This window comes from Nonomuraea mangrovi (assembly GCF_042681425.1).
In the GTDB taxonomy this organism is placed as follows: domain Bacteria; phylum Actinomycetota; class Actinomycetes; order Streptosporangiales; family Streptosporangiaceae; genus Nonomuraea; species Nonomuraea mangrovi.
Genome location: NZ_JBHUFV010000055.1, coordinates 103,963 through 129,904 on the forward strand (window position 1 = coordinate 103,963; position 25,942 = coordinate 129,904).

22 protein-coding genes and 2 pseudogenes are annotated in these 25,942 nt (G+C 71.3%); 8 read left to right on the forward strand and 16 right to left on the reverse strand.

All coding sequences use genetic code 11. From position 1 onward, the window contains the following. Positions 1-76: 76 nt before the first annotated feature. The 3 genes from ACFSKW_RS37340 (at position 77) to ACFSKW_RS37350 (ending at position 2,436) form a co-directional block, all read left to right on the forward strand. Positions 77-733, forward strand: a complete 657-nt coding sequence (locus tag ACFSKW_RS37340) for an SDR family NAD(P)-dependent oxidoreductase (RefSeq protein WP_379578072.1) — start codon at positions 77-79, stop codon at positions 731-733. Between the two features lie 42 nt (positions 734-775). Then, on the forward strand, positions 776-1,774 hold the full coding sequence (locus ACFSKW_RS37345) for an S-adenosylmethionine:tRNA ribosyltransferase-isomerase (protein WP_379578073.1): 999 nt from the start codon (positions 776-778) through the stop codon (positions 1,772-1,774). Between the two features lie 92 nt (positions 1,775-1,866). After that, positions 1,867-2,436, forward strand: a complete 570-nt coding sequence (locus ACFSKW_RS37350; RefSeq protein WP_379578075.1) for a hypothetical protein — start codon at positions 1,867-1,869, stop codon at positions 2,434-2,436. 91 nt (positions 2,437-2,527) lie between these two features. Here the strand turns inward: ACFSKW_RS37350 and ACFSKW_RS37355 are convergent, their stop codons facing one another. Next, complete coding sequence (locus ACFSKW_RS37355; protein WP_379578077.1) at positions 2,528-3,406, reverse strand: lysophospholipid acyltransferase family protein; 879 nt, start codon at positions 3,404-3,406, stop codon at positions 2,528-2,530. Next, positions 3,403-4,086 carry a GNAT family N-acetyltransferase gene (locus ACFSKW_RS37360; RefSeq protein WP_379578079.1) on the reverse strand — a complete coding sequence of 228 codons (684 nt, stop codon included), beginning with the start codon at positions 4,084-4,086 and terminating at the stop codon, positions 3,403-3,405. Before ACFSKW_RS37360 ends, ACFSKW_RS37355 begins: the two co-directional genes overlap by 4 nt. A 104-nt stretch (positions 4,087-4,190) precedes the next feature. On the opposite strand from ACFSKW_RS37360, the gene serB reads away from it, so the two are divergent. Further along, positions 4,191-5,405 carry a phosphoserine phosphatase SerB gene (serB, locus tag ACFSKW_RS37365; RefSeq protein WP_379578081.1) on the forward strand — a complete coding sequence of 405 codons (1,215 nt, stop codon included), beginning with the start codon at positions 4,191-4,193 and terminating at the stop codon, positions 5,403-5,405. A gap of 70 nt (positions 5,406-5,475) precedes the next feature. Here the strand turns inward: serB and ACFSKW_RS37370 are convergent, their stop codons facing one another. The 5 genes from ACFSKW_RS37370 to ACFSKW_RS37390 all read right to left on the reverse strand — a co-directional run bounded on the left by ACFSKW_RS37370 (position 5,476) and on the right by ACFSKW_RS37390 (position 12,000). Then, complete coding sequence (locus ACFSKW_RS37370; RefSeq protein ID WP_379578083.1) at positions 5,476-7,509, reverse strand: FUSC family protein; 2,034 nt, start codon at positions 7,507-7,509, stop codon at positions 5,476-5,478. Between the two features lie 13 nt (positions 7,510-7,522). After that, on the reverse strand, positions 7,523-7,990 hold the full coding sequence (locus ACFSKW_RS37375) for a SixA phosphatase family protein (protein ID WP_379578085.1): 468 nt from the start codon (positions 7,988-7,990) through the stop codon (positions 7,523-7,525). Between the two features lie 379 nt (positions 7,991-8,369). After that, on the reverse strand, positions 8,370-10,688 hold the full coding sequence (locus tag ACFSKW_RS37380; protein WP_379578087.1) for a sodium-translocating pyrophosphatase: 2,319 nt from the start codon (positions 10,686-10,688) through the stop codon (positions 8,370-8,372). Positions 10,689-11,218: 530 nt separating this feature from the next. Further along, complete coding sequence (locus tag ACFSKW_RS37385) at positions 11,219-11,647, reverse strand: ATP-binding protein (protein WP_358128899.1); 429 nt, start codon at positions 11,645-11,647, stop codon at positions 11,219-11,221. A gap of 2 nt (positions 11,648-11,649) precedes the next feature. After that, a complete protein-coding gene (locus ACFSKW_RS37390; protein ID WP_183652283.1) occupies positions 11,650-12,000 on the reverse strand; it encodes an STAS domain-containing protein in 351 nt (116 codons plus the stop codon). Positions 12,001-12,140: 140 nt separating this feature from the next. On the opposite strand from ACFSKW_RS37390, the pseudogene ACFSKW_RS37395 reads away from it, so the two are divergent. The 3 genes and pseudogenes from ACFSKW_RS37395 to ACFSKW_RS37405 form a co-directional block, all read left to right on the forward strand. Next, positions 12,141-12,839: pseudogene (locus ACFSKW_RS37395) on the forward strand (DEAD/DEAH box helicase); the annotation flags it as partial. Positions 12,840-12,940: 101 nt separating this feature from the next. Further along, positions 12,941-13,516 (forward strand): annotated as a pseudogene (locus ACFSKW_RS37400) (pentapeptide repeat-containing protein); the annotation flags it as partial. Positions 13,517-13,712: 196 nt separating this feature from the next. Beyond that, positions 13,713-15,122: a Zn-binding domain-containing protein gene (locus tag ACFSKW_RS37405; RefSeq protein WP_379578177.1), complete on the forward strand. Its 1,410-nt coding sequence runs from the start codon at positions 13,713-13,715 to the stop codon at positions 15,120-15,122. A gap of 429 nt (positions 15,123-15,551) precedes the next feature. On the opposite strand, the gene ACFSKW_RS37410 is transcribed toward ACFSKW_RS37405, so the two are convergent. Continuing rightward, positions 15,552-17,141, reverse strand: coding sequence for a fibronectin type III domain-containing protein (locus ACFSKW_RS37410; protein ID WP_379578089.1), 1,590 nt, complete (start codon positions 17,139-17,141; stop codon positions 15,552-15,554). Positions 17,142-17,426: 285 nt separating this feature from the next. Further along, positions 17,427-18,140, reverse strand: a complete 714-nt coding sequence (locus ACFSKW_RS37415; protein WP_379578091.1) for a TIGR02569 family protein — start codon at positions 18,138-18,140, stop codon at positions 17,427-17,429. Positions 18,141-18,600: 460 nt separating this feature from the next. On the opposite strand from ACFSKW_RS37415, the gene ACFSKW_RS37420 reads away from it, so the two are divergent. Next, a complete protein-coding gene (locus ACFSKW_RS37420) occupies positions 18,601-19,284 on the forward strand; it encodes a GAP family protein (protein WP_379578093.1) in 684 nt (227 codons plus the stop codon). Positions 19,285-19,675: 391 nt separating this feature from the next. On the opposite strand, the gene ACFSKW_RS37425 is transcribed toward ACFSKW_RS37420, so the two are convergent. From ACFSKW_RS37425 to ssd, 7 genes are all read right to left on the reverse strand, one after another. Next, on the reverse strand, positions 19,676-20,239 hold the full coding sequence (locus ACFSKW_RS37425) for an Rv3654c family TadE-like protein (protein ID WP_379578095.1): 564 nt from the start codon (positions 20,237-20,239) through the stop codon (positions 19,676-19,678). Positions 20,240-20,290: 51 nt separating this feature from the next. Continuing rightward, a complete protein-coding gene (locus tag ACFSKW_RS37430; RefSeq protein WP_379578097.1) occupies positions 20,291-20,626 on the reverse strand; it encodes a TadE family type IV pilus minor pilin in 336 nt (111 codons plus the stop codon). Positions 20,627-21,007: 381 nt separating this feature from the next. After that, entirely contained in the window at positions 21,008-21,256 is a 249-nt protein-coding gene (locus ACFSKW_RS37435; protein ID WP_379578099.1) for a DUF4244 domain-containing protein, read from the reverse strand. 299 nt (positions 21,257-21,555) lie between these two features. Further along, positions 21,556-22,167 carry a type II secretion system F family protein gene (locus ACFSKW_RS37440; protein ID WP_379578101.1) on the reverse strand — a complete coding sequence of 204 codons (612 nt, stop codon included), beginning with the start codon at positions 22,165-22,167 and terminating at the stop codon, positions 21,556-21,558. A 296-nt stretch (positions 22,168-22,463) separates the two neighbouring features. Beyond that, complete coding sequence (locus tag ACFSKW_RS37445) at positions 22,464-23,165, reverse strand: type II secretion system F family protein (RefSeq protein WP_379578103.1); 702 nt, start codon at positions 23,163-23,165, stop codon at positions 22,464-22,466. Between the two features lie 309 nt (positions 23,166-23,474). After that, the gene (locus ACFSKW_RS37450) at positions 23,475-24,644 is read right to left on the reverse strand and encodes a TadA family conjugal transfer-associated ATPase (protein ID WP_379578105.1); all 1,170 of its coding nucleotides are present in this window, start codon (positions 24,642-24,644) and stop codon (positions 23,475-23,477) included. Further along, a complete protein-coding gene (gene ssd / locus ACFSKW_RS37455) occupies positions 24,641-25,681 on the reverse strand; it encodes a septum site-determining protein Ssd (protein ID WP_379578107.1) in 1,041 nt (346 codons plus the stop codon). Before ssd ends, ACFSKW_RS37450 begins: the two co-directional genes overlap by 4 nt. Positions 25,682-25,942 lie beyond the last annotated feature (261 nt).

Sequence of the window (25,942 nt, forward strand, 5' to 3'; positions counted from 1 at the left end):
CTAGGTCGAAGTGCTCAGCACGGGCTCGGCCGCGCGCCCGATGTCGTGCGGGTGCGCGCTTCCTACCGTCGTCTCCATGACGAACACCGCACTCATCACCGGCGCTTCCCGCGGGCTCGGACTCGCGCTCGCTCGATCGCTGGCGGCCGCCGGATGGCGGCTCGTCCTCACCGCCAGGGGTGCCGAGGAACTGGAGAAGGCCGCCGCCGAGCTGGGCGCGACGGCCATCGCGGGCGACGTGGCCGATCCCACCCACCGGGCGCGGCTCGCGCAGGCCGTACCCGAGCTCGACCTGCTGGTCAACAACGCCGGCGGGCTCGGCGCCACCCCGCTGCCCCACCTGGCCGACTATCCCCTCGACGTCTTCGACGAGCTGTTGACGACCAACGTGGTCGCGCCGCTCGGGCTGACGCAGGCGACGCTGCCCGCGCTGCGCCGCCGCCGCGGGTCGGTGGTGAACATCTCCTCCGACGCCGCCACCGGCGCCTACGAGGGATGGGGCGGGTACGGCGCGACGAAGGCCGCGCTCGACCAGCTCTCGAACGTGCTGGCCGCCGAGGAGCCCGACGTGGCGGTCTGGTGGGTGGACCCGGGCGAGATGAACACCCGCATGCTCGCCGACGCCGTGGGCGCCGAGGAGGCCGCGAACGCGGGCGACCCCGCGGCCGTCGCCGCCGCCCTGCACGACCTGATCAAGGGCCGTCCCGCGAGCGGCAGGGTGAGCCTCCCATGACCGTCGACCCGCAGCGCCGGAGCCGTCGAGGAGCGGAACGCCATGAGCACTGACTTCGCGCTCCCCGAGGCGCTGTCCGCACACGAGCCGCCGGAGGCGAGGGGGGTGGCGCGCGACGCCGTACGGCTGATGGTGTCCGACGCGGAGGGCGACTCCCACCGCACCTTCGCGGATCTGCCCTCCCTCCTGGCGCCCGGCGACCTGGTGGTGGTCAACAACTCCGCCACCCTGCCCGCGGCCGTCAGGCTCGACCGGCTGGCCGTGCACTTCTCCACCGCGCGCGAGGACGGCACGTGGCTGGTGGAGCTGCGCCGCCTGTCCTTCGAGCCCTACGCGGGAGGCGCGCCAGGTGAGTGGCTGCCGCTGCCCGGTGGCGCGACGCTGCGTCTGGTCGCGCGGGAGACGCCCCGCCTCTGGCGGGCCACCCTCGACCGCGACGTCGAGAAGTACCTGATGTCGTACGGCGTGCCGATCCGGTACTCGTACGTCGACAAGGACTGGCCCCTCGCCGACTACCAGACGGTGTTCGCGACGGTGCCGGGCAGCGCCGAGATGCCGAGCGCGGCACGGCCGTTCACGACCTCGCTGGTGACCGAGCTGGTGGCGCGCGGCGTCAGGGTCGCGCCCGTCACCCTGCACACCGGCGTCGCCTCCGTGGAGAAGAACGAACCCCCCTATGCCGAGCGCTTCGCCGTACCCGAGACGACCGCGCACCTGGTGAACCTGACCCGTTCGGAGGGCGGCAGGATCATCGCGGCTGGCACCACGGTCGTGCGCGCCCTGGAGACCGCGGTGTGCTCCGACGGGCTGGTGCACGCGGCCTCAGGCTGGACCGACCACATCGTCACACCCGCGAAGGGCGTCACGTCGGTCAGCGGCCTCATCACCGGTCTGCACGAGCCGCGCTCGACGCATCTCATGATGCTGACGGCGATCGCGGGAGAGGAGACGTTGGCACGTTCCTACGCGGCGGCCCTGCAAGAGGGCTACTTGTGGCATGAATTCGGGGATTCGCACCTACTCCTCTCCCATAAAAGGTAGATCTTTCCTGGCCAAACGTGATAAAAATCTGCGGTCTTAACGGGGGCTCATAAACCTGGGCATCCTCGTCCTCTTCCTCATCGGAGACGTGAATGCGCCGCATCGCTTCTTTCATGCTCGCCGCCCCGCTGGCGGGCGCTCTTGCCTTCACCGCCGCGCCCGTTTCGGCCGCACCCACGGCACCTGTCGCCGCTGTCGCGGCCGCGAAGTCGGCCGCCGACCCGTTCTCCGTCTTCGACGTCAAGCTCACCGCGACCAAGAAGGCGAAGGCGGGCGGCAAGATCCGCTACACGATCACCGCCGTCAACACCGGACCGCACGAGGCGACCGCTGGCACCTGGTTCGTGGGCGGTCTGTTCCCCAAGGGCGTCGACCTGCGCAAGATCAGCTACCGGACCAGCGTGGACGACACGGCCTGCGAGCTGATCAAGCGTGAGCTGTTCTGCGTCCTTCCCGCCACGGTGAAGAAGGGCGAGTCGATCGCCATGGTCTTCGACGCCAAACTGACGAAGAAGGCAGCGGGTTCGCAGAAGGCCGTTCTCGGCGTCGTTTCCTACAACGTCGAGACCGGCATGGAGAACCTCAGCAAGGAGGAGCTCGACCGCCTGGGCGTTCCCGGATTCGGTTACGTCAAGAGCGCCACGACGAAGGTCGTTCGCTGACCTTTCAACCGACGCCCGCTCTCGCCTCGTCGAGAGCGGGCGTTCTCGTATCCGGGGTCGGGCGTTCCCGGCACCGCCGGACCCGTCGGGCTCAGGTGAGGGCGGGAGCAGGGGTGTGGCGGGGCAGAGGCAGGCGGCCCGTGGCGGAGGCGACGGCCGCCTCGGCCAGGCCCGCGAGCTCCTTCCTGTCCGCGGCGTTCACCGGCGGCAGGATGGTGACCTCGACGACGAGGTTCCGCACCGCGATCACCCGCAGCAGGGAGGCGGCCAGCGTGTCGTCCCCGACGTACGCGGGAGCGGTGGTCCTCGGCCCTTCGGCCTCCCTGTAGGCGATGGCGACGGGCGTGACGCTCACGCCCGCGTCCACCGCCGCCTGGAAGACCGCGGGCCTGAACGTCCCACTCCCCCTGCCGCACCAGGTCGTCCCCTCAGGGAAGGCGGCGACCGTCTCGCCGGACCGCAGCGCGTCCGCGATCCTGGCCACCGCGCCCGGCAGTTCGAGCAGCGAGTCGCGGGCGATGGGCAGCGCGCCTGACCCGGTGGCCAGGCCGCCGACCACCGGCCACGTGGACACCTCGCTCTTGGCGACCAGCCTGCACGGCAGCGCGGCGGCGACCACCAGCGGGTCGAGCCACGAGATGTGGTTGGCCACGACCAGCCGTGCCCCCTGCGCGGGATCCGTCTCCTCCGACGGCGTCTCCTCCGCGGACGGCACGGCGCCCGCGAAGAACGCGAACCCCTGTCGCACCTCCACCTTGACGCCCAGCGCCCTGAGCAGCGCGCGCGACCACGCCAGCGTCACGCGTCGCCGTGCCGTACCCCTGACCAGGCGAGCCAGCGGCACGCCTGCGAGCACCACCAGGACGGCGGCGAGCCCGCGCAGCACCTTGCGCAGCACGCCCGCGGCCCGCATCGGCACGTCCACGCATCTGGTGGTCGTGCAGGGCGAGGTCGGGAACCACGGGCTCATGACGGGTCCTTGAGGAAGTGCCGCAGGTAGCGCTGGTCCACCCGGTCCATCGACAGCAGCACGAGGAAGTCCGCGCACCCGAACGCCGGGTCGTAGGCGGGTTCTCCGCAGATCCACGCGCCGAGCCTGAGGTAGCCGCGCAGCAGCGGCGGCATCACGAACGTCGGCGAGCCCTCGCCGAGATCCGTCCACGGCAGCAGCGGCTTGACCCGGTACTCCTCGGGAGCGAGCGGCGCCCTGTCCATGATGGCGGCGGCGTCCTCCAGCGGCACCGAGCAACAGCCGACGAGCCAGCCGTACCCGCCTTCGGTCATGTAGCGGGCGATCCCCGCCCACATCAGCCCGATGACCGATCCCGCGCGATGATCGGGATGCACGCAGGAGCGCCCGACCTCGACCAGGTCGTCGCGCAGATGAGACAGGGCCGCCAGATCGAACTCGGTGTCCGAGTAGAGGCGGTCCTTCCGCTTCGGAGGCAGCAGCCGGTAGGTGCCGACCACCTCGTCGCCGGAGCGGACGAGCAGATGGTCGCAGTAGGTGTCGAAGGGGTCGGTGTCCAACCCCGTGACAGGCGAGTCGAGCCGCGCGCCGAGCTCCTCGGCGAACACGCGATAGCGCAGGCGCTGGGCGGCCTGGAGATCAGCGGGCGTGCGGGCCAGTCCCACGGTGTAGCGGTGCATGTACCTATGAAGGCAGCCCATGATGGCCACACGCCCAAGGTCAGCCGTCCGAATGGTGAACCTCGATGCCGAGCATCCTGCCGGTGCCAGTAGCGTGGCCTGATGTGGACCAGCGCACGCTCCTGATCACTCTCACCGGGCCCGACCGGCCCGGTGTCACCTCGCGGCTCTTCTCGGTTCTCTCGGGCTTCCCCGTGACCGTGGCCGACATCGAGCAGGTCGTCATCCGCGGCCGCCTCACCCTCGGCGTCCTCGTCGCCTACTCCGGAGGCCCATCGACGGGCACGGGCGGCACGATCGGCGCCCTCTGGACCGCGGCCGAGCGGGTCGCCGAAGACCTCGGCATGGAGATCGACCTCGCCACCGGCTCCATGACCAAGGAAAAGCGCCGCCGTGGCCGCCTGTCGGTGAGCGTGCTCGGCGCCGCCCTGCCGCCGGCCGCGATCGGCGGCATCGCCGGACGGATCGCCGCCGCGGGCGCGAACATCGACCGTATCGAGCGCCTCGCCCAGTGGCCGGTTACCTGCATCGAGCTGTCGGTCTCCGGCGCCGACCCCGACGCCCTGCGGGTGGAGCTGGCCGCCGAGGCCGCCGCCCAGCAGGTCGACGTGGCCGTGCAGCGCTCAGGACTGTCCCGCAGGGCCAAGCGCCTGATCGTCATGGACGTCGACTCCACGCTCATCCAGGGCGAGGTCATCGAGCTGCTCGCCGCCCACGCGGGCTGCCTCGACGAGGTCGCCAAGGTGACCGAGGAGGCGATGCGCGGCGAGCTCGACTTCGCCGAGTCGCTGCGCCGCAGGGTCAAGCTCCTGGCGGGCCTGCCGGAGGAGACCTTCCGCAAGGTCCGCGACGAGGTCGTGCTCACCCCAGGCGCGCGCACGCTGGTACGGACGCTGAAGCGGCTCGACTACAAGTTCGCCATCGTCAGCGGCGGCTTCACCCAGATCACCGACGCCCTGGTGCACGACCTCGGCATCGACTACTCGGCGGCCAACACGCTCGAGGTCGTCGACGGCAAGCTGACCGGCGGGGTCGTCGGCGAGATCGTCGACCGTCCCGGCAAGGCGCGCGCCCTGGAGCGGTTCGCCCGCGAGGCGATGGTGCCGATCAGCCAGACCGTCGCCATCGGCGACGGCGCCAACGACCTCGACATGATCGCCGCCGCTGGTCTCGGCGTCGCCTTCAACGCCAAACCCGTCGTACGGCAGGCCGCCGACACCGCGGTCAACACGCCCTACCTCGACTCGATCCTCTACCTGCTCGGCATCTCCCGCGACGAGATCGAGGCCGCCGACGCCGAGGACCAGACCCCGGCCTGACCCTCGGACGCTGACGCGGAGTCGTCCATCGCGGCCCTGTCGGGGCGCCGCGGCCACCGCGAGCAGGCGATCACCCGGTGACGTCGGCGGTCAGGCGCAGCGCGTCGGCCGTCAGCGTCCGCAGCGCCGGATGCGCCGTGGCCGCGTGGCGCAGCTGCCGCCTGACCGCCATGTCGTCCGTGGCGGACGCCTCCTCGATGAGCGCGTCCACCCGCTCGGCCATCTCGGCGAGGCTGGCGTCCAGCTCGTCCGTCTCCGGGGGCGCCTTCTCGTGCCGTACGGCATGAGCCACCGCCTCCATCCTGTCGGCCACGGCGTCGAGCACGGCGACGGTCGCGTCCGTACCGTCGGGGGCGCCCCTCATGACCGCCCCCAGCAGGATCGCGTCGTCCCGCAGCTTGCGGGCGTCGGTCACCGCCTGCCGTAGCCGCTCGGACGCCCGGCCGCCTGGCTCCTTGTCCACCTTGTCGAGCGACTCGTCCAGCCGGTCGGCCGCCTGGCCTGCCGCCTCCGTTCGCTGCTGCAGCTCGTCCAGGCCGCGCCCGGCCAGCGTGCGCACCATGCGCGCGTGCTCCCTCAGCAGGTCGACCACGCGGCCCCTGAGCCTGCTCTGCTCGCCCCTCGGCCACAGCAGCCTGGCCGCCAGCAGGGCGAGCACGCCACCGCCGATCGTGAGCAGCACCCTCGCCCCCGCCGCGCCCCAGTCGAGCGTGATGGAGAAGTCGGACAGCATGAGCGTGAGCGGCGTCGCGACCACCGACCAGTAGGCGTAGCTGACCTCGCGCAGCGCGAACCCCACCGTCGCGAACGCCCACACGACCACCACCAGCGTCGCGTGCCCGGGAACGGCCGCCAGCAGCAGCGCGGCCATCGAGGAGCCGATCACCGTGCCCGCCACCCGCAGGGCCACCCTGTCGATCGTGTCACCGTAGCTGGGGCGCAGCGCCACCAGCACCGTGAACACCAGCCACCTGCCGTAGTGCTCGTGCAGGCCGACCACGAGCGCCACCGAGATCGCGACGGCGATGCCCGACCTGATCGCATGAGCGGTGGCGTCGTTGCTGAGCGAGGGCGCCTGCAGGGTCAGGTGCGGCAGCGTCGTCGGCGCCCGCAGGCCCTCGGTGGCCTGCACCGACACGGCCCTGACCGCCAGCCCGACACGGTCCAGGCACTTGCGGATCTGGGCGAGGATCGCCCGCTGGACGGGGGTCAGCCGATCGCGCGCGTCCGCCACCCGCTCCGCGAAGTGCGCCACCGACGCCAGCGCCGCCTTGATGTCGGGCCTGCCTCCGGGAAGGGCCACTACCCGCAGCGCCTTGGAGAGCGCGACGACCGCCTCGTCCAGCTCCGGCGGGGTCGCCTCCGCCTCCAGTGCCTGGGCGCGCAACGACCGCAGCGCGACGCTCTCGTGGAAGATCCTGGTCAGCGACGACACGAACGCGTCGGGCGAGTGGTCGCTGTCCTCAGGACTGTGGAAGGCGGCCGCGGCGGTCTCCGCCTCCGCCAGCGCGTCCGCCGCCCGCCGGCGGAGCTGCGCCCACTCCTCCTCCGGCTCGTCGAACCCGTCCAGCAGGTCGGCCATCGCCGTACTCGCCGTCGCCAGCGCCTGCTTCAGCGGGTCGAGCCTGCGCACCGGCCACAGCGCCAGGGTGATCGCGCAGTACAGGATCCCGCCGAGCCCCATCAGCAACGGAGGGACGGCACCCGGGGCCAGGCCGCTGAAGAACCCTGCCACCACCGCCAGCACCGGCGGCAACCCGATCATCTTCCACTGCGCGCCCGCCGCCGCGGCCAGACCCACGCCCAGCACGGCGTACCACTCGTTCAGCGCCAAGAAGCAACCGAGCCAGAAGCCCACCATCAGCAGCGGCACCGTGCGGAACAGGGTCTTGGCCCGTTCCCCGTACGGCTGGCCGTACGAGTCGCCGAAGGCGGTGAAATAGGCGCCGAGCGCGACGACCGCGCCCTCGCGTGGCCGCCCGGCCAGCGCGCCCACCGCCAGCGGAAGCGCCACCGCCACGCCGCACAGCAGGCCGTACCGCCAAGGGGGCTTCGCGGGCAGCGACAGGAACCCGTCGCGCAGCGTGGCGATCGCCCCCCGCATCCGATCCCCCGGTTCAGTGCTCCTTGGGATCCCAGTGTGTGACCAGGCGTCCCTCCCCTGGCCACAGGTCTACCCACGGGGCATCGACCTCGACCACGGCGAACGCGCCCGGCTTGAAGGTGAAGTCGCCGCCGGTCAGGCTCATCGCCATCTCGTGCACGGAGGGATTGTGCCCGCACAGGACCAGCGTCTCGACGTCGGGGTCGAGGCGACGAATCAGCTCGTAGAGGTCCTCGGGGTAGGCCTCGTAGATGTCCTGCTCGAAGCTGGTCTCGACCGTGGGGAAGGCCAGCTCGGCCGTCCTGCTGGTACGGCGGGACGGCGAGCACAGGACCAGCTCGGGAGCCAGGCCGAGCGCCTTGACCGCCTCGCCCGCTCTGACGGCGTCGCGCTCACCCCTGTCGGTGAGGGGACGCTCCCGGTCGGCCAGCCCGGGGACGTGGGCGGCTTTGGCGTGCCGCAGCACGATCAGCGTGCGCACGCGCTCAGCCCCCGCTCGACGCCCACACGGCCAGACCGGCGATGACCGCGAGGATCGCCAGCATGGCGAAAAGGATGATCACCAGCGTCTTCGCGCCGGAATTGGCAGGCTCTCCCATGCCCCACAGTCTTCCACCTGGCAGCGCCGCCCCGGTAAACGCCCTTCCCCCTCATGGGCCCGTTTTCCGGCCTCTCCCTCGCGCATCCACCCGACGTTCGCGACTCGCACCAAACCCCACCATCCCCACTCGATGCCCTCCCAATGACTCAACCCCCGCCCGCACGTCCCTCCACGCGGGGTGCAGGGAGCGCATGCGACGGCGCCCGGACATGCGGACGGCCCGCGCCAACGGGTGGCGCGGGCCGTACGGGAAAGCAGGTCAGGAGGAGGTGACGGACTCGGGCGCCCTGTCGCTCTTCTCCGTGGGCGCGACGCTGACCGAGCGACGCTTGGAGACGATGATCGCCGCGACCACGACGATCACGGCGACCGCGGTGACGCCCACCCGGAGGACGGCGTTGTCCGCGTAGACGACCACGGCAGGTGCGATCAGCAGCGCCACCAGGTTCATCACCTTGATCAGCGGGTTGATCGCGGGACCGGCCGTGTCCTTGAACGGGTCGCCGACGGTGTCGCCGATGACGGTCGCCGCGTGCGCCTCGGAGCCCTTGCCGCCGTGGTGCCCGTCCTCGACCAGCTTCTTCGCGTTGTCCCACGCGCCACCGGAGTTCGCGAGGAAGACGGCCATCAGCGTGCCGCACGCGATCGCGCCCGCCAGGAACGCGCCCAGCGGCGCGTATCCGAAGGCGAAGCCGACCGCGATCGGCGTCATCACGGCGAGCAGGCCTGGCGTGGCCAGCTCACGCAGCGAGTCGCGGGTGCAGATGTCGACGACGCGGCCGTACTCGGGCTTGACCGTGCCGTCCATGATGCCCGGGTTGCTGCGGAACTGGTCGCGCACCTCGAACACCACGCGCATCGCCGCCCTGCCCACGGCCATGATCGCCAGGCCGGCGAACAGGAACACGACCGCGGCGCCGATGACCAGGCCGACGAGAACGTTCGGCTGGTCGATGCCGAGGTTGAAGGTCTGGAACGCGCCGAGCGCGCTCTTGACCGACGCGCCGGCCGACGCCAGCTCGCCCTCGACGGCGGTGCGGAACGCGCCGAACAGCGCTGTCGCCGCCAGCACGGCCGTGGCGATCGCGATGCCCTTGGTGATCGCCTTGGTGGTGTTGCCGACCGCGTCGAGGCTGGTCAGGACGCGGGCACCCTCGCCGTCCACGTCGCCGGACATCTCGGCGATGCCCTGCGCGTTGTCGGAGACGGGGCCGAAGGTGTCCATGGAGACGATGACGCCGACCGTGGTCAGCAGGCCGGTGCCCGCGAGGGCGACCGCGAACAGCGCGATCGTCACGTTCCCGAAGCCGAGCAGGAACGCGCCGTAGACCGCGCCGCCGATGATCAACGCCGAGTAGACCGCCGACTCGAGGCCGACGCTGATGCCCGACAGGATGACGGTGGCGGGGCCGGTCAGTGAGCTCTCGCCGATCTCCTTCACCGGGCGCCTGTTGGTCTCGGTGAAGTAGCCGGTGAGGATCTGGATGGCGCTGGCCAGCACGAGACCGATCAGCACGGCGCCGATGGCGATGATCCGCGGGTCGGCGGTGGACTGCACGGACGCGCCCGACAGCTCGCTGAAGCTGGCCGGCAGGTACCAGTACGCCGCGGCCGCCACCAGCACCGCGGAGATCGCCGCGGAGATGAAGAAGCTCCGGTTGATGGCCGCCATGCCGTTGCGGTCCTTGTCGCGCAGGCCGGTGACGAAGATGCCGATGATGGCGGTGACGACACCGATCATCGGGACGATGAGCGGGAAGATCAGGCCCTGCTCGCCGAAGGCGACCTTGCCCAGGATGAGGCTGGCCACCAGCATGACCGCGTAGGACTCGAACAGGTCGGCCGCCATGCCCGCGCAGTCGCCGACGTTGTCGCCCACGTTGTCGGCGATCGTCGCCGCGTTGCGCGGGTCGTCCTCGGGGATGCCCTGCTCGACCTTGCCGACCAGGTCGGCGCCGACGTCGGCGGCCTTGGTGAAGATGCCGCCGCCGACACGCATGAACATCGCCAGCAGCGCCGCGCCGAAGCCGAAGCCCTCGAGCACGCCGGGGGCGTCACCCTGGTAGATCAGGACGACGACGGCGGCGCCGAGCAGGCCCAGGCCGACGGTGAACATGCCCGCCACGCCGCCGGTGCGGAAGGCGATGCGCATCGCCCTCTTCTCACCCGACGTGCGGGCGGCGGCGGCGACGCGGACGTTTCCACGTACGGCCAGCCACATGCCCATGAAGCCGGTCAACGCGGAGAAGCCCGCGCCGACCACGAAGAAAATGGAGCGCCCGATCTTCACATCGGTCGCTCCGGGAAGGAACCACAGCACGATCGGAATCAGGATCACGAAGATCGCGAGGGTCCTGAACTGACGGGTCAGATACGCCGCCGCGCCTTCTTGTACGGCGCGTGCGATGTTCTGCATTCGTTCGGTGCCCTGGTCGGCGGCCAGGACCTCGCGCACGAGGCCGCCGGCCACGGCCAGCGCGATCAAGGCCACCGCGGCGACCACGACGACGATGGTGAGATTGTTTCCGCTCAGGGACAGCGCTGAGGCTGGCTCGGCGGCCAGATAGAGGCTAGACATCCGTTCTCCTCGGCAAGACGGGTACGTCCTGCCCGGACGGCGCTGTGATATGCGGCGGGCGGTTCCAGCGGCGTCCGGGTTATGGGCTGCCGCTTCCGGTTGAGTCCCGCTGTTGTGCCGGATCACCTTGGCCGGTGCCGGGAGTCTACGCAGGGGTTCCGCGGATATGAAGGCTCTTGGGGTCGCCAATTATCGGCGCGTCGACTAAGTCCCTGACAGTGGGCCGATTTGGTATTGACAGGGAAGAATTTCCCGCGCGTTACGGCTGCCGCAGGGTGCTAATTAAGGTCAGACCGAAATGTCGGTGCGCGGCGCGTCACGAAGCCCGGCCCCGTGCGCTGGAGCGGCGTCTCCCTGGAGGGACGCCGGCCCCGCGCGGCGGGTGGGGCCGGACCGGCTTGCCGTACGGGATGGCGGGCGCGGCGCGGTGCCGATCCGCCGCGCCAGCCCACGACGAACACCGCCCACACGGCGGTGACCTGCGGCGCGATCCTCCCGCGACGCCCGCCATCGGCGGGCGGGACGGGCGGCTAGACCAGGCGCGCGTTGGTGGGGGCGGGCCAGCTCATGCGGATGCGCATGCCCTTGGGGCTGGGAAACACCTCCACGTCGTCGGCCAGGCCCGCGATCACCGCGATGCCGAAGCCGGACATGAAGGAATCGGACAGTGCCCCGAGGTCGAGGGGCTGCTCCTGCTTGATCTCGTCACTCGGAGCCTGGTCGCTGACTGTGACCTCGAAGCGCCCCGAGTCGTCCTTGAGCTCGATCCGGATCGGCTCCCCCGGGCAGTGGGCGCGATGCGCCTCCACGGCCCGGGAACAAGCCTCTCCGACGGCGAGCCTGACCTCGTCAAGGAGCGACTCCTCCACGCCGGTGCGACGGGCGATCGCCGTGGCGACCAACCGCGCGGTCCGCACGTGCGCGGGAAGAGCGCTGAACGTCAGCTCGACGGTAGCCATGACTACTTGTCTCGGCCGTGAGCTTCCTTGGCCTCGTCGACCGAAGCGTAGATGCCGAAGACCTTGGTCAGGCCCGTGATCCTGAAGATCTTCAGGATGCGCTCCTGCGTGCACACCAGCTCGAGGGAGCCATCGTGCGCCCGAACCCGCTTGAGCCCGCCGACCAGGACGCCCAGCCCCGTCGAGTCCAGGAAGTCGACCTTCTCCATGTTCACGAGAAGGTGGTAGCTCCCCTTGTTCACCAGGTCGATCAGAAGCTCACGCAGCCTTGGCGCGGTGTAGACATCGATCTCACCCTCGACCTCAACGATGGTGAGTCGGTCGTCCTGGTGGTGATCCAACTTCAGATCCACAGATCCTCCAGCGCCTCGCCTGCGAAAGTACCCTTGCGGGCCTGGCAGTGTGGAACTGCCCGACCCCGACGCGCGGCATTCAACCACGGTCGCTGCTTGTGTCTATACGAAATCACGATTCCCGGCCACTTTGCCCATGGATGTCAGACTGGAAACCAGTGAGTTCCTCCGCTTCCTCCCCACACCGAGTCGGTCCACTCCTCCATCACCTGCTCGGCGTTCCCGCGCGCCGCGAGCGCGTCACCCACGTGGAGCACGTTCCCGCACGTCAAGCGGGTAATGTTCGCTGGCCGGAGTGGGTCCATGACCTTCTGATTACGCGCTTGGCGAACCAGGGGATCGCGGGACTTTGGTCGCACCAATATGAGGCTGCGGACCTGGCCCGGCGTGGCCGAAACGTGATCATTTCCACAGGCACGGCGTCGGGCAAGTCGCTCGCCTACCTCACTCCCGCGGTCACGGCCGCCCTCGAAGGCGGCACGATCCTCTACCTCACCCCCACCAAGGCGCTGGCGGCCGACCAGCTGCGCGGGCTGAGGGAACTGCGGATCGCCCAGCTCCGCGCGGCGACCTTCGACGGCGACACGCCGTTCGAGGAGCGCGCCTGGGTGCGCCAGCACGCCAACTACGTCCTGACCAATCCCGACATGTTGCACCGCGCCCTGCTACCTCAGCATTCACGCTGGTCGTCGTTCCTGCGGCGGCTGCGGATGGTCGTCGTGGACGAGTGCCACGGGTACCGCGGGGTCTTCGGCTCCCACGTGGCACAGATCCTGCGCAGGCTGCGCAGAGTGTGCTCCCGGTACGGCACGGCCCCGGTGTTCGTGCTGGCGTCGGCCACGGCGAGCGAGCCCGCGGCGTTCGGGATGCGGCTGACGGGGCTTGAGATGGACGAGGTGACGTCCGACGCCTCACCGAAGGGTGCGACCACCTTCGCGCTCTGGGAACCGCCCCTGACCGACCTGCGGGGCGAGAGAGGGGCGCCGGTACGGCGGACCGCCACCGCCGAGACGGCCGACCTGCTGGCGGATCTGGTGCTCGCCGAGGTCCGGACGCTCGCCTTCGTCCGGTCACGCCGGGGCGCGGAGACGGTGGCGCTGACGGCGCGGTCCCGGCTGGAGGACGTCGCCTTCAGCACCCCCCGCCACTTCGCCCACACCTTCCCCGTGCCGACTTCCTCCCTCGCACCCCCGTCACAAGACCCCGCCGCACCCGCCTCGCCCCCCGTGTCCTCGCCCAGGTCACCCGAACCCGCGCCACCCGCACCCGCGGCCGCGGCCGCCTCGCTGGGGCCCGCCGCACCCGCGCCCGTCTTGCACGAGCCCACCGTCCCCGCGCCCGCCCCGGAGGAGCCCGATGTCATCGGGCCCGCCTCGCAGGGGCCCGCCGTCCCCGCACCCGCCCCGGAGGGGCCCGATGTTCCCGGGCCCGCCCCACAGGGGCCCGATGTTCCCGGACCCGCCTCACAGGGGCCCGATGTTCCCGGACCCGCCTCACAGGGGCCCGATGTTCCCGGACCCGCCTCACAGGGGCCCGATGTTCCCGGACCCGCCTCACAGGGGCCCGATGTCCCACCGCCCGCACCGCACGAGCCCGCCGTCCCCGCACCCGAGCCGGCGGAGGAGTCGGCCGAGCTGAAGACCGGTCTCACGGATCTCGCCAACCGGATCGCCGCCTACCGGGCCGGGTACCTCTCGGAGGATCGCAGGATCCTGGAGAAGGCCCTCCGCAGTGGCGAGCTCCTCGGCCTGGCCACCACCAACGCTCTCGAACTCGGCGTCGACGTCTCCGGCCTCGACGCCGTCCTCATCGCGGGCTGGCCCGGCACCAGGGCCTCCCTCTGGCAGCAGGCCGGCAGGGCGGGACGCGCGGGCCAGGACGCGCTCGCCGTCCTCATCGCACGCGACGACCCGCTCGACACCTATCTCGTCCACCACCCCGAGGCGCTGTTCGGCCGCCCGGTGGAGGCGATCGTGCTCGACCCCGACAACCCCTACGTCTTGGGCCCGCACCTGTGCGCCGCCGCCGCCGAGATCCCCCTCACCGACGACGACCTCCCGCTCTTCGGCCCGACCGCCGATGGCCTGGCGGCCGACCTCGTGGAGCAGGGCATGCTCCGCCGGCGCCCCGCCGGATATTTCTGGACCCGCCGCGAACGCGCCACCGACCTCGCCGACATCCGCGGCTCGGGCGGCGCGCCGGTCCAGGTCGTCGAGTCGTCCACCGGCCGCCTGCTCGGCACCGTCGACGAACCCTCCGCGCACGCCACCGTCCACACCGGCGCCGTGTACCTGCACCAGGGCGAGACCTTCCTCGTCGAACTCCTCGACCTGGAGGCGGGCGTCGCCCTGGTGTCGTCCGCCGAGCCCGAATACAGCACGTTCGCCCGCGACGTCACGGACATCTCCGTGCTGTCCACCCTCCGCTCCCACGACCTCGGTACGGCCCGCCTGAACTTCGGCGAGGTCGAGGTCACCCGGCAGGTCGTCTCCTACCTCAAACGCCGTCTCCAGAGCGGTGAGATGCTCGGCGACGAACCGCTCGACCTGCCCCCGCGCACGCTGCGCACCCGCGCCGTCTGGTGGACGCTTCCGGCCTCCCAGGTGGCCCCCCTGGCCGAGGAGGGCATCGACCTCGGCGGCGCGGCACACGCGGCCGAGCACGCCTCCATCGGGCTCCTCCCGCTGTTCGCCACCTGCGACCGCTGGGACATCGGCGGCGTCTCCACCGAACTGCACGCCGACACGGGACTGCTGACGGTGTTCGTGTACGACGGGCACGAGGGTGGAGCGGGGTTCGCCGAACGCGGCTACGCCCGCGCCACCGACTGGCTCACCGCCACCCGCGAAGCGATCGCGTCGTGTGAGTGCGAGCGGGGCTGCCCCTCATGCATCCAGTCGCCCAAGTGCGGCAACGGCAACGAGCCCCTCGACAAGGCCGGCGCCATCCGCCTCCTCGACACCCTCCTCACCACCCCGCCGCCCCCCGCCTCCGCGCCCGCCCCTGCGCCCACCGCCGCGCCCTCCGCCGCACCCGCCCCCCGCTCCACATCCGGCTCCGTCTCCCCCAGCGCACCCAGCTCCACGCCGGACCCCTCGGACTCGACTCCCCCACCCCACTAGCGCATTCCCCCGCTCCCACCCTGGCGGAGACACCACAACACCGGCCTGACCATCCCAGCCGGCCCAGGTCTCCTCCCAACGCCGTTCCGCCCACCGCGCACCCCCTCAACGCGGTACGGCCCGCGTCCCACTCTGGGGACGCGGGCCGTACCGGAAGGCGGGCCGAACCAGTAGGCGGGCTAACCGGAGGCGGGCCGAACCCGGAAAGCGGGCCGAACCGGAAGGCAGGCTGAACCGGAAGGCGGGCTAACCGGAGGCGGGCCGAACCCGGAAGGCGGGCTAACTGGACGGCGGCCCGAACCCGGAAGGCAGGCTGAACCGGAAGGCAGGCTGAACCGGAAGGCGGGCCGAACCGGTAGGCGGGCTAACCGGAGGCGAGCCTAACCCGGAAGGCGGGCTAACCGGACGGCGGCCCGAACCGGAAGGAAGTCAGCTCTCGCCGCCCAGGTGCCGGCGTCCGATGTACGCGGCCTCGTCATCGTCCGCCGCCCAGAAGTCGCCCGCGCCAGGCTGCGGACGCTCCCAGAACCCGCTGTCCTCCATCGAGCGAGGCGCCGGCGGCAGGTAGTCGTCCCAGCGGTCCTCGATCCGCACCGCCGCCGGCAGTACCGGAGGGATCTCGGGCTCGGGCGCCACGGTCGTCACCGCCGAACTGGGCAGCGCGAGCCTGATCGGCTCGGGCCGTACCGCGGGCTCGGACGTCTTGGCCTCCTCCGCGCTCATGTACAGCGGCAGGCGCAGCCCCGCACTCTCAGGTCCCGGCTGCTCGGGAACGTGCGGCTGCGGCTTGCGGGTCTTGGCCACCGCCAGCACGACGGCGGGACGGCGCGGCGCGGTCGCGGTGGGCGGGATGCTGTCGCCGGGCTGCGACGTGTCGGCCGTCGGCGGCGCGGGCGCGGCGGCGGGCCCGCCACCGGCGGAGGCGAGCGCCCGCCTGCGAGCCCACGCGCCGCCGTGCGCGGCCAGCAGCAGGAGGAGAAGCCCGCCCGCCACATAGATGCCGTACTGTCCGATGTTCCCGATCGGCGACTGCGACGACTGTGCCCTGACACTGGTGTCGACGGCCTCCGCCTCGGGCTTCTTCGCCGCCTCGTCCTCGCCGGCCGGCACCAGGGTCTCGTCGTCGGACGTCTTGGGCTTGGCGGTGGGGAGCCGGTACTCGCCCTTCTTGTCCGTCTCCGTGGCGGGCAACGCCGGCATCTTGCTCACGCTCTTCGGGACGGTCTGCTGCGGTTTGACCGTCGGCGTCACCCGCTTCTTCGGCGGGATCGACGGCAACGACGCCACGCTCTTCCGCGTGTTCTTGGCCTGCTGGTCGCTCTGTGCCTGCTTGGTCTGCGCCGCCTTCGGCTGCGCGGGCGGCGCCGGCGCGGGGATCGTCACGTACGCCGCGCTCGAGTTGGCCGAGCCGAGCATCCCGCCTTCGCCGTCGCTCCTGAAGGCCTTGACCGTGAAGCCCACCTGCTGGCCTGCGGCCTTGCCCGGTACGGCGAGCGTCGCCTTGCACGAGCCGCCCGAACACGCGCTGTCGGCCGACACCTTGCCCACCGAGCCCGACTGGCTGGTGGAGATCTCGTAGGACTGGAGGTCGGGCTCGGACCCCTTGCTCCACGTCACGACGATCTTGCCATCGCCGGACAGTGCGGCGGCCACGCCCGACGGGGGCTCCGCGGGGATCGCCTGCCGTAACGTCGAGGTGTTCTCGTCCCACTTGCCGCCGAGCAGCTTGCCCTTCTGGACCAGCCGGATCTGAAAGCTGCCGTTGGCGTGCTCGGCGGGGTTCCACGTGTAGGTGACGCGCTGGTTGCCCTTGGCGACCTCGGTGCCGTCGACGTACAGGACGGCGTCGAAGGCCAGGTCGACGGTGCCCTGAATGGTGACCGGCGCGTTCGTCGTCACCCGTGACGGCATGTCGATATCCGCTCGCGCCTGCGCCGGCGTCGCCACGCCGAACACCGCGACGCCGATCACGATCGGCATCACCACGCCTGCGGCCATCAGCCTGCGAACTGCCGTCACGACGCTTCCCCTTCATCGAGAGCCTCGCACCGCCCGACCCCTCGCCCCCGACGAGCGACCAAACGGCGACCGGAAGTGCCAGTTCCTCGAATCCGCAACCGTCAGCCTCGACGGTGTCGTGCAGCCTAGCGACAAAGGTCCGCGAGATTACAGACCTCGACACCAGACGGCATGGACCGAAGTAAGCGCGACCTTATGTGAGAATTCCCGCTCTTGGACATGTCGTCTAAGAAGTCGTGATTCGATTGCGACATTGCCCTCTCAAGCCCCTTCCATCCCATAACGTCAGCCGAGGCGGTCCGTCGCGGAGACGAACCCCTCGACCTCGCGCTCAGGTACCTCCCTCCCGGATTCCTTGCACAAACCGTCCAGCGCGACCAGCCGGAAGATGAGGGCCCGTACCAGCAACTGGCGGAAGTCGTCGCCTCCGTCGGCCAAGCCGATCAGCTCCGGCCCTGCCTCCCACCACAACAACCCGTCGGCCACCGCGATGGCCTCGCCGTACGCGGCGGGTCGCCAATATGGCGAGAAATCGATGACCGCGGGATCTGACCCGTCAGCGAAAAGCACGTTGCCGGCTAAATCCCCGTGAATGATCTGATGTGGCGCGTCAACCGGCCGCCTCATCGCCGCCAACCTCGCCAACGGCTCTCTCAGTACGGCGAGCGGCTCAACCGTCACCTCCTCCCACGCCACCCGATCGGCCACGGCCCACGGATGCGAACGCCGATCGAGGAACGCCGGCCTGGGCGTCCCGCGCAGCGCCTCGTGCAGGGCTCTGCCCGCCGCGAGCAACTCGGGCCATCGGCCTATCGGACCGGCTCGCCCGCACAGGAACTCGGCGGCCGACCAGCCGTCGACCACGTGATCTCCTGAGGGGGAGGCGAGCGGACGCGGCACCCTGAACCCGTCCCCGGCCAACCGCGCGAGAACATTCGCGGACCACTCGGCCTCCTCACGGTCGTCCACAGGCTTGAGGACGGCATCCCCGACCCGCACGCTCCGCCCTTCACCCCCCGGAAGCGGGACAGGATCGCCCCCTACCCGAAGCCATCGAGGACCGAACGGGGCGGTAGAACGAGCACCATGCCAGCCTCCTGTCGATCGCGGCGGCCGACCCACCCTGCGCCAGTGGCCCATCCCACCCCGCCATCCTTCCGACCCACCATGCACAGCGGCACCCGCCGTCATGTCGAACGCGCCGACCCACGCGCCCTGCGGTGGCCGCCCCTCCCGCCACCACCGATCCCTGTGCTTGACCCCACCCCGCCATCCTGCTGAGCCACGCATCGGCACCGCATCCGCATTTCCGCCACGCCGTGCCCTTCAACCCTCCGGTAGCCCGGCGTTCTGAATCCACGGCCCCTTCGGCACGGGCGCCCGGGTGAGCACAAAGATGTATGCCGCGCTGGGTCCGCGGGAGGAGGTGATCCGAGCTGCCGGCCGGAAGAATCGAATCATGACAATCGCCCTGTTGCTGACCCTCGCCGCACTGGCGATCGTCGACAGCACGAGCTTCGGCACTCTGGGGATCCCCGTCTTCCTGCTGTTGTCCTCGCAGCGGTCGCAGGTCTCGCGCCTGATGATCTATCTCGCCACGGTCGCGATCTTCTACTTCCTGGTCGGCGTAGCGCTCATGCTGGGCCTGTCCACGCTGCTGGAGAGCTTCGGTGACGTGCTGCACAGCCGTGGCGCCTACATGGTCCAGCTCGCCCTCGGCGTCGGCCTGTTCGCGCTGAGCTTCCGGTTCGACCCCAAACGGCGCAAGAAGCTCGGCAAGCCCGAGCACCGCTTCGAACCACGCGTGGGCGGGCCCCGGGCGATGGTGACGCTGGGCCTCACCGCGGGGCTGCTCGAGGTGGCGACCATGGTGCCGTACCTCGCCGCCATCGGGATCATGACGACGTCGAAGCTGACCGCGACGCAGTGGGTGCCGTTGCTCGTGGCATATGTCCTCATCATGATCTTGCCGCCTCTGGTGCTCATCGGGCTTCGTGGCGTCGCACGAGGCTGGCTGGAGCCCAAGCTTGAGCGGTTACGCGCCTGGATGGCCAAGCACTCGGCATCGGCCGTCAGTTGGGCGCTCGCCATCGTCGGCTTCCTCCTGGCTCGCGATGCCGCGGTGTACCTGTTCTTCCGCTGAGTTCCGCAACCGCCTTCTCCCTGAGATCCCGGCCCACCCGGCTTCCTGACATCCCGGCCCACCCCGCTTCCTGACATCCCGATTCGCCCCGCGACTGATCCCAGCCACCCCACCAGCATGTAGCGCGCACCGCCGCTGAATCCCGGCCCGCCCTCCAGCGTCCGCCCCGCCCAGACTCCGACACCGACCACCCGACAGCCGGCTCACCCGACCGCTGACGTCCTGGACCGACCATCGGAATCCGGCCCGCCCAGCTGTGGCGTCCCGACCCGGCCGCTGACATCCCAGTCCGCCCTGCGGTTGGCTCCATCCCACACGAGGCAGGGTCGGCTCGGCCATGGTCGCGGCCTCAGTGCAACAGCCGTGGACTCGACAGTGTGGACGGGTCGATTCACGGACTTGAGGACGTCGGGAGACCCGGGGTGGCGATGGCCGGACCGGCGCGAGCGCGGGCATGAACGGTGCGTTCGCCGACGCCGGGGAGGGAGAGGCCGACGGAGACCGTCACGTCGACCGTGGCCTCTGTAAGCGCACACCGAACCAGCTCGGCGCCGTTCCGGGCCGCCAGGCGGGACGCCTGCGCGCAGGCCTTCTCCGGGGACGCGAGCGCCCATCTTGCAGCCGCCAAGGCGCTCAGGTCCGCAGCGCTCTGGGCGCGATGGTGGGCGACTCTGACCATTCCGACCAACGCGAAGGCCATCGCGACCGTGAACAGCACGGCCGACAGGGCCACACACCACAACGTCGCCGAGCCTCTCTCACGTGACACAGCGACTTTCTGGCCACCACGCGGTGCGACTGGCCGTTGAAGATCTCTCGACAGTGGAGGATGCCGTGGATCGCGCGGCGTGGGCGGCCGTTCGAGGTCACATCGCACGGTTGTCCGGCGAGCGTCGCATGACGTCCTTCGTCTGGCTTCCGCAGTGCTGGCGACGGGTGGCTGGGGGCCTTTCATGGCGACTCCTGAGCTGGTGAGGGGTACGGCGGTTGGCGGGCGTCGGCAGGGTCAGGGTTGGGCGGCGCCGGGTTCCGTGGCCGTGGTGGCCGAGGCTCTGACTTCCACGGGAGGAAGGGCGGAGGCCCAGGGCGGTCGAGCCTGGGTGGTGATGTCGACGCGGGTGACGTCGGCCCCTCTCGTGATGTCCACCCGGGCGCCGCGGGGAGCGATGGCCTTGGTTCGTTCGCGTACCTGGGCGAGGGGTTCTCCGCGGGCGGCTGCTCGGGCGCCCGTGCGTGCGGCGTCGACGCAGCGCAGGTGGGTGTTGACCACGGTGACCGCCCACAGGGCCGCGGCCAGGACGACCATGAGGGCCGGGAGTACGGCGGCGGTCTCCGCTGTCACGGAGCCCCTCGATCGGCACGCCGGTAGGGGTGTCGACCCACCTGACAGGCCAAAGCGAACGGTCGTCGGCCGACCCAGCGGGTCGAGGCGAACGGTCGTCGGCCGACCTGGCGGGTCGAGGCGAACCGTCGCCGGCCGACCCGGCGGATCGGGGGGAGGGTGCAGCGGCCGAAGGCTTGGGTCGTTGGTCATGGGGTGGCCGGGTTGGGCGAGGGGACGGGGCCTGGGGATCGATCGTGGCTGGCGTGGCCATTGGCCGGGAAGCGAGGCATCGGGGGCTCCGCGGTGGATGGGGAGGGGGTCTCGGGGGCCGGGTACGGGCCGTGGCCCCCGAGGTGGCAGGCGTGAGGTCGGAACGTGTCAGGTGAGGGTCTGCGAGGTTCAGCCGGCGGTGTTGAGGGCGCGGTTGACCAAGGTGGTGAGCATCTCCTGGACTTCGGTGCTGGTGACGACCTTGAAGAGCAGGGCCGCGAAGCCGCATGCGGCGATGGTGCCGACGGCGTACTCGGCGGTCGACATGCCCCGGTCGAGGCCGAGGCGGGCGGCCTGGGCGGTCCGGGTGGTCCACAGCCTGTGGACGGTGGCACGGACGCGCAGGGTGATCGGGGTGATGGTGCGGGGGTGTCGCATCGTTGCCTCCCAGGGGTGGGCCGGGCGGTGTCCGGCGCTCGGGGTCCAGGTTCGCTGGGCGGCGGGAGGTGAGGAGGAGCCGAGTGCGGTTCTGTGGATGAGCGGGGGACGGGCGGAGGGGTTGTGGACAACGCGTTCTCGCACTTCAGAGAGGTTGTGGAAAACGTGGTCTCGATCCTTCAGGAGAGAACGTGGTCTCGATCCTTCAAGGGAGAACGTGGTCTCGGTCCTACAACCGTGGTCTCGGCGCTTCAAGGGACACCGTGGTCTCGGCGCAGGGACAACGGGTCCTCGGCGCTTCAAGGGATGAGGACGCCGGTGGCGAGACCTGCGACGACGGGGATGATGCCCAGCAGGACGAAGGCGGGAAGGAAGCACAGGCCCAAGGGGGCGACGGCCTGCACGCCGACCTTGCGGGCGGCAGCGAGGCAGGCCGTACGAGAGGCTTGGCGGGCGTCGTCCGCGAGGCGGGTGAGCACGTCGGCGATGGGCGCGCCGCTCTGGGCCGCACGGGACATGGCGCGGGCGAGCGGACCCATGGAGGGCTCCCGCGCGAGAACCATCCAGGCAGGTTCAGGGTCGGCGCCGAGGCGGAGCTGACCGCTCACCCAGGCGAGGCGCTGTCCTAGAGGGCCGCCGACGGCCGCTGCGGCGATCTCGGTGGCGGCGCTGACGGGCTGGCCCGCCTGGAGGCAGGCGACCATCAGGTCCGTCGCGAACGGCAGGTCGGCGGCGATGCGCTCGCGGTCCCCGCGTGACTGATGGGCGGCTTTCCTGTGGACGAGTACGGTGGCCGCGCTCCCCACGACCAGGCCTGCCATGACGCCTGAGAGACCGCCGAGGAGGAGCGCGACGATGACGGCGATCCCGCAGCCGGACATGACCGCACGACGGTCCGGGCCTCGTCCCATACCCGCGACATGACGAGGTCCCCCGGCACCGACATGACGAGAGCCACCGGCGGCGGCGGGAGGAGAGCCATCGGTACCGACGGAACGATGGCCACCGGTGCCGACGGGACGCGGTCCGTTGGCAGCGGCGGGACGCGGTCCACTGACGGCGACGGGATGAGGGAACCAGTCGGCGGGCGAGGGCCGTTCCCCGTCGTCGGGCGGGACGGTGGGGCGCAGGGCGCGGAGGCGGTCCGTGGGGCTCCGCGAGGGAAACCAGAGCCAGACGGCAAGGAACGCGCAGCCGATCGCGATGATCATGCGGACTCCGCTCGGGACGACATCCGGTGGGTCCACCACAGGCCGCAGGCGTCGAGGGCCACCCCCACGACGAGACAGCCCAACCCTGGCAGGCTGCCGAACAGGAACCCCAGCGGGTTCATGCCGAGGCCTGCGGCCATGAGCAGGCCGAGAGCGGGCAGGGCGGCGAGCATTCTGGCCGTGGCTCTGGGGCCCGCGAGCTGGGCGGACACCTCGCCTCGATGGGACTGGGCGACGCGCAGGGAGTTGCCGACCCGATCGACCAGCACCGCGAGACCCGCGCCCACGGACACGCTGACCTCCCAGCAGGCCGCGAGCCGTCGCAGCCCTTCGCCGCCCTGCGCGGGGGCGGCCTCACGCAGGGCCGCCGCCACGTCGCCGCCGTCCCTGGCGGCTGCCGCCAAGGAGTCCAGCGGGCCGGGGAGGTCGACGGCGGCCAGGGCCCTGGTGAGCGCCTCTCCTGGGGTACGGCCGGCGGCCAGCTCGGCCGAGAGCGCCTGGCACAGCTCGATCGAGGCGACGTGCCAGGACTCGGCTCGGCGCGCGGCGGACGGGCGTGTCAGCGTGTCCCAGAGAGACGACGACCACGGGAGTGGTGGTGGGGCGCCGAAGAGGCGGTCGAGGCGGAGGCGAGCGTGGGTGGGTCCGGTCCACAGCCAGAGGGCGAGCGCTCCGCAGAGCGCGGCGATGACGGTCATGGGTGCTCCTGTGAATCGATGGGCGACGAGCTCGACGACCTGCTGTCCGAGGCGTGGCGCGTCCAAGGCGCGATCTCTCCAAGCGCGACGTGTCCAAGGGCGAGACCTCTCCAAGGCGCGGCGCGTCCAGTGCACGACCCCTCCAAGACGCGGCGCGTCCAAGACGTGACCTCTCCCTGTCGCGGCCCGCCCAAGGCACGACGGCCTCTCCGAGGCGCGCGCTCCCTAAGGCGCGATGCATCCGAGACGCGACACGTTCGAGGGGTGAGGCGGTGGCGGGGTTCGGTGACTGCTCGTGAGGTGGCGGGGTCAGGGGGAGGCGGCGCAGGGGGCTCTGGTGGTCAGCGCCGTGTAGGCGGGGCCGATGCGTGGGCGTCCCTGTTCGTCGAACGTCAAGGCAGGATCCGCCTCGACGAACCCTGACGTCCTGCGCGACAGCAGGCAGATCTCCGAGACCCGCCGCCGTCCGTCGGACCGCCGCCTGGACAGGTGGATCACCACGTCGAGCGCCGCGGCGAGCTGGCTGTGCACCGCCTCCCGGCTGAGCCCCGCCGCGCAGGCCAGCGCCTCCAGCCGGGGCGGCACGTCGGCCGCCGTGTTCGCATGGAGGGTGCCGCAGCCGCCCTCGTGGCCGGTGTTGAGGGCGGCCAACAGGTCCACGACCTCGGAGCCGCGTACCTCACCGACCACCAGCCGGTCGGGTCGCATGCGCAGCGCCTGCCGTACGAGATCGCGCAGGCCGACGCCACCGGCTCCCTCCAGATTGGCGGGACGGGTCTCGAGGCGGACCACGTGGGGGTGGAGGGGGCGGAGTTCGGCGGAGTCCTCGACGAGGAGCAGGCGTTCTCCGGGGTCGGCCAGGGAGAGCAGGGCGCTGAGCAGGGTGGTCTTGCCGGTGCCCGTGCCGCCTGTGACGAGGAAGGCGAGCCGGGCCTCGACGACGGCCGTCAGGACGGCGACCGCCTCGGGCGGGATGGTTCCGGCAGCGACCAGGTCGGTGAGCGTGAAGGTACGGCGGGGCGGCAGGCGAAGCGACACGCACGTGCCCTCGGAGGCGATCGGCGGCAGGATCGCGTGGAGGCGAACACCTCCCGCGAGACGGGCGTCGACGTGCGGCGACGCGTCGTCGAGGCGGCGTCCTGCCGCGGCGGCCAGTCGTTGGGCGAGGCGGCGGACCGCGCCGTCGTCGGGGAAGGTGACGGCGGTGCGCCGCAGCCCGCGGCCGTCGTCGATCCACACCTCGCGCGGCCCGTTGACCAGCACGTCTGTGACGTCCGGCGCGGCCAGCAGCGGCTCCAGCGGCCCGGCGCCGATGAGGTCGGCGCACAGCGCGCGGGCCACGGCCAGGATCTCGGCGTCGCCGTACACGGACTTCTCGGCACGCAGGGCGACGGCGACCTGCGCGGCGCTCGGCTCGACTCCCGCGCGGGCGAGGCGGACTCTGACCGCCTCGACCAGTTCTTTGGAGACGCCGTTCATGCGGCCATGAGGTCGGTCAGGAGGGTGGCGCAGAAGTGCCCGAGCACCGAGCGGCCGTCGATGAGGCTCAGGTCGCCCTTGTTGAGCGCGCCCGCCAGGCGCGGCTGGTCGGCGAGGTGACCCGCGCACGGCAGGCCGAGTGAGGTGGCCACGACCGCCTCCTCGAGCACTCCCGGTCGCAGCACCATGCTCACCTCTCCGGTGTGGCGCCTGACCTCGCCGAGCACCTGGGCGGCCGCGAGCACCCCTCTGACGTCGGCCGTGACCAGCAGCAGGGTGGCCGAGGCCCTGCTGAGCGCCTCGGCCGAGGCGGGATCGAGGTGGCGTGGCAGGTCGACGACCACGAGGTCGAAGCCGCGCCCGCCCGCCTCCAGCACCGATCGCATCGCCTCGGCGGGGATGGCGGCGACCTCGCCCCTGTGGAAGGCGAGCACGGTCAGGTCGCCGAAGGCGGGCAGGGCGGCTCGCAGCGCCGCGGAGCTCACGCGGCCCTCGCGGGAGACGAAGTCGGCCCACCGCGCGCCCTGCGCCTCCTCCTGGCCGAGCAGGACGTCGATGCCGCCGCCGAGGGGGTCGGCGTCGACGAGCAGCGTGCGGAGCTTGCGGCGCGCGGCCGCGAGCGCGAGGCAGGCCGACAGCAGGCTGGCGCCCGAGCCGCCGCTGCCGCCCACGACGCACACGACGACCCCGGCCCTCGGTGAAGGATCGAGCGCGTCGGCGAACTCCTCCACCAGTCGCAGCTCGCCCTCGGGCAGTTCGACCACCGCCTGGGCGCCCACGGCGACGCATCTGCGCCAGCTTTCGGGTTCGCCGGGCTTCCGCGTGGCCAGGAACACCCTGGACCTTCGGGGCGGGCCCGTCTCTGCGACCGGGTCGGCCAGGTCGTCGCCGACCACCACGATCGGCGCGTGCGCCCAGAAGGGGCGGGCGAGCGCGGCGGCGTGGGCGACGTCGAGCTGGGCGCCTGCCGCGGCGGCGACGCGCACCAGGTCGTCGAGCAGATCGCGGTCCTCGGTGATGACGAGGGGTCGGGTCATGGGTGCCTCCTGACGAGCGGAGGCACAGGACGAAGGGTCGGGCCGTGGTGCCTCCTGACGAGCGGAGGCACAGCATGTGTGAGGGACGGGTCGGCGCGCGGGACAGAACGAGGTTCTGTGGATAAAAAGCGGCGACCCCCGCCGGGGGGGAGAGCGGGGGTCGCCTGACCGGTCCGGCTCCGGGGGGGTAGAGCCGGTCCCGTTTCAGAAGAAAGCTTTCAACACTTAACCAGAGCATGGCAAGGGACTTGCAAAGCTATC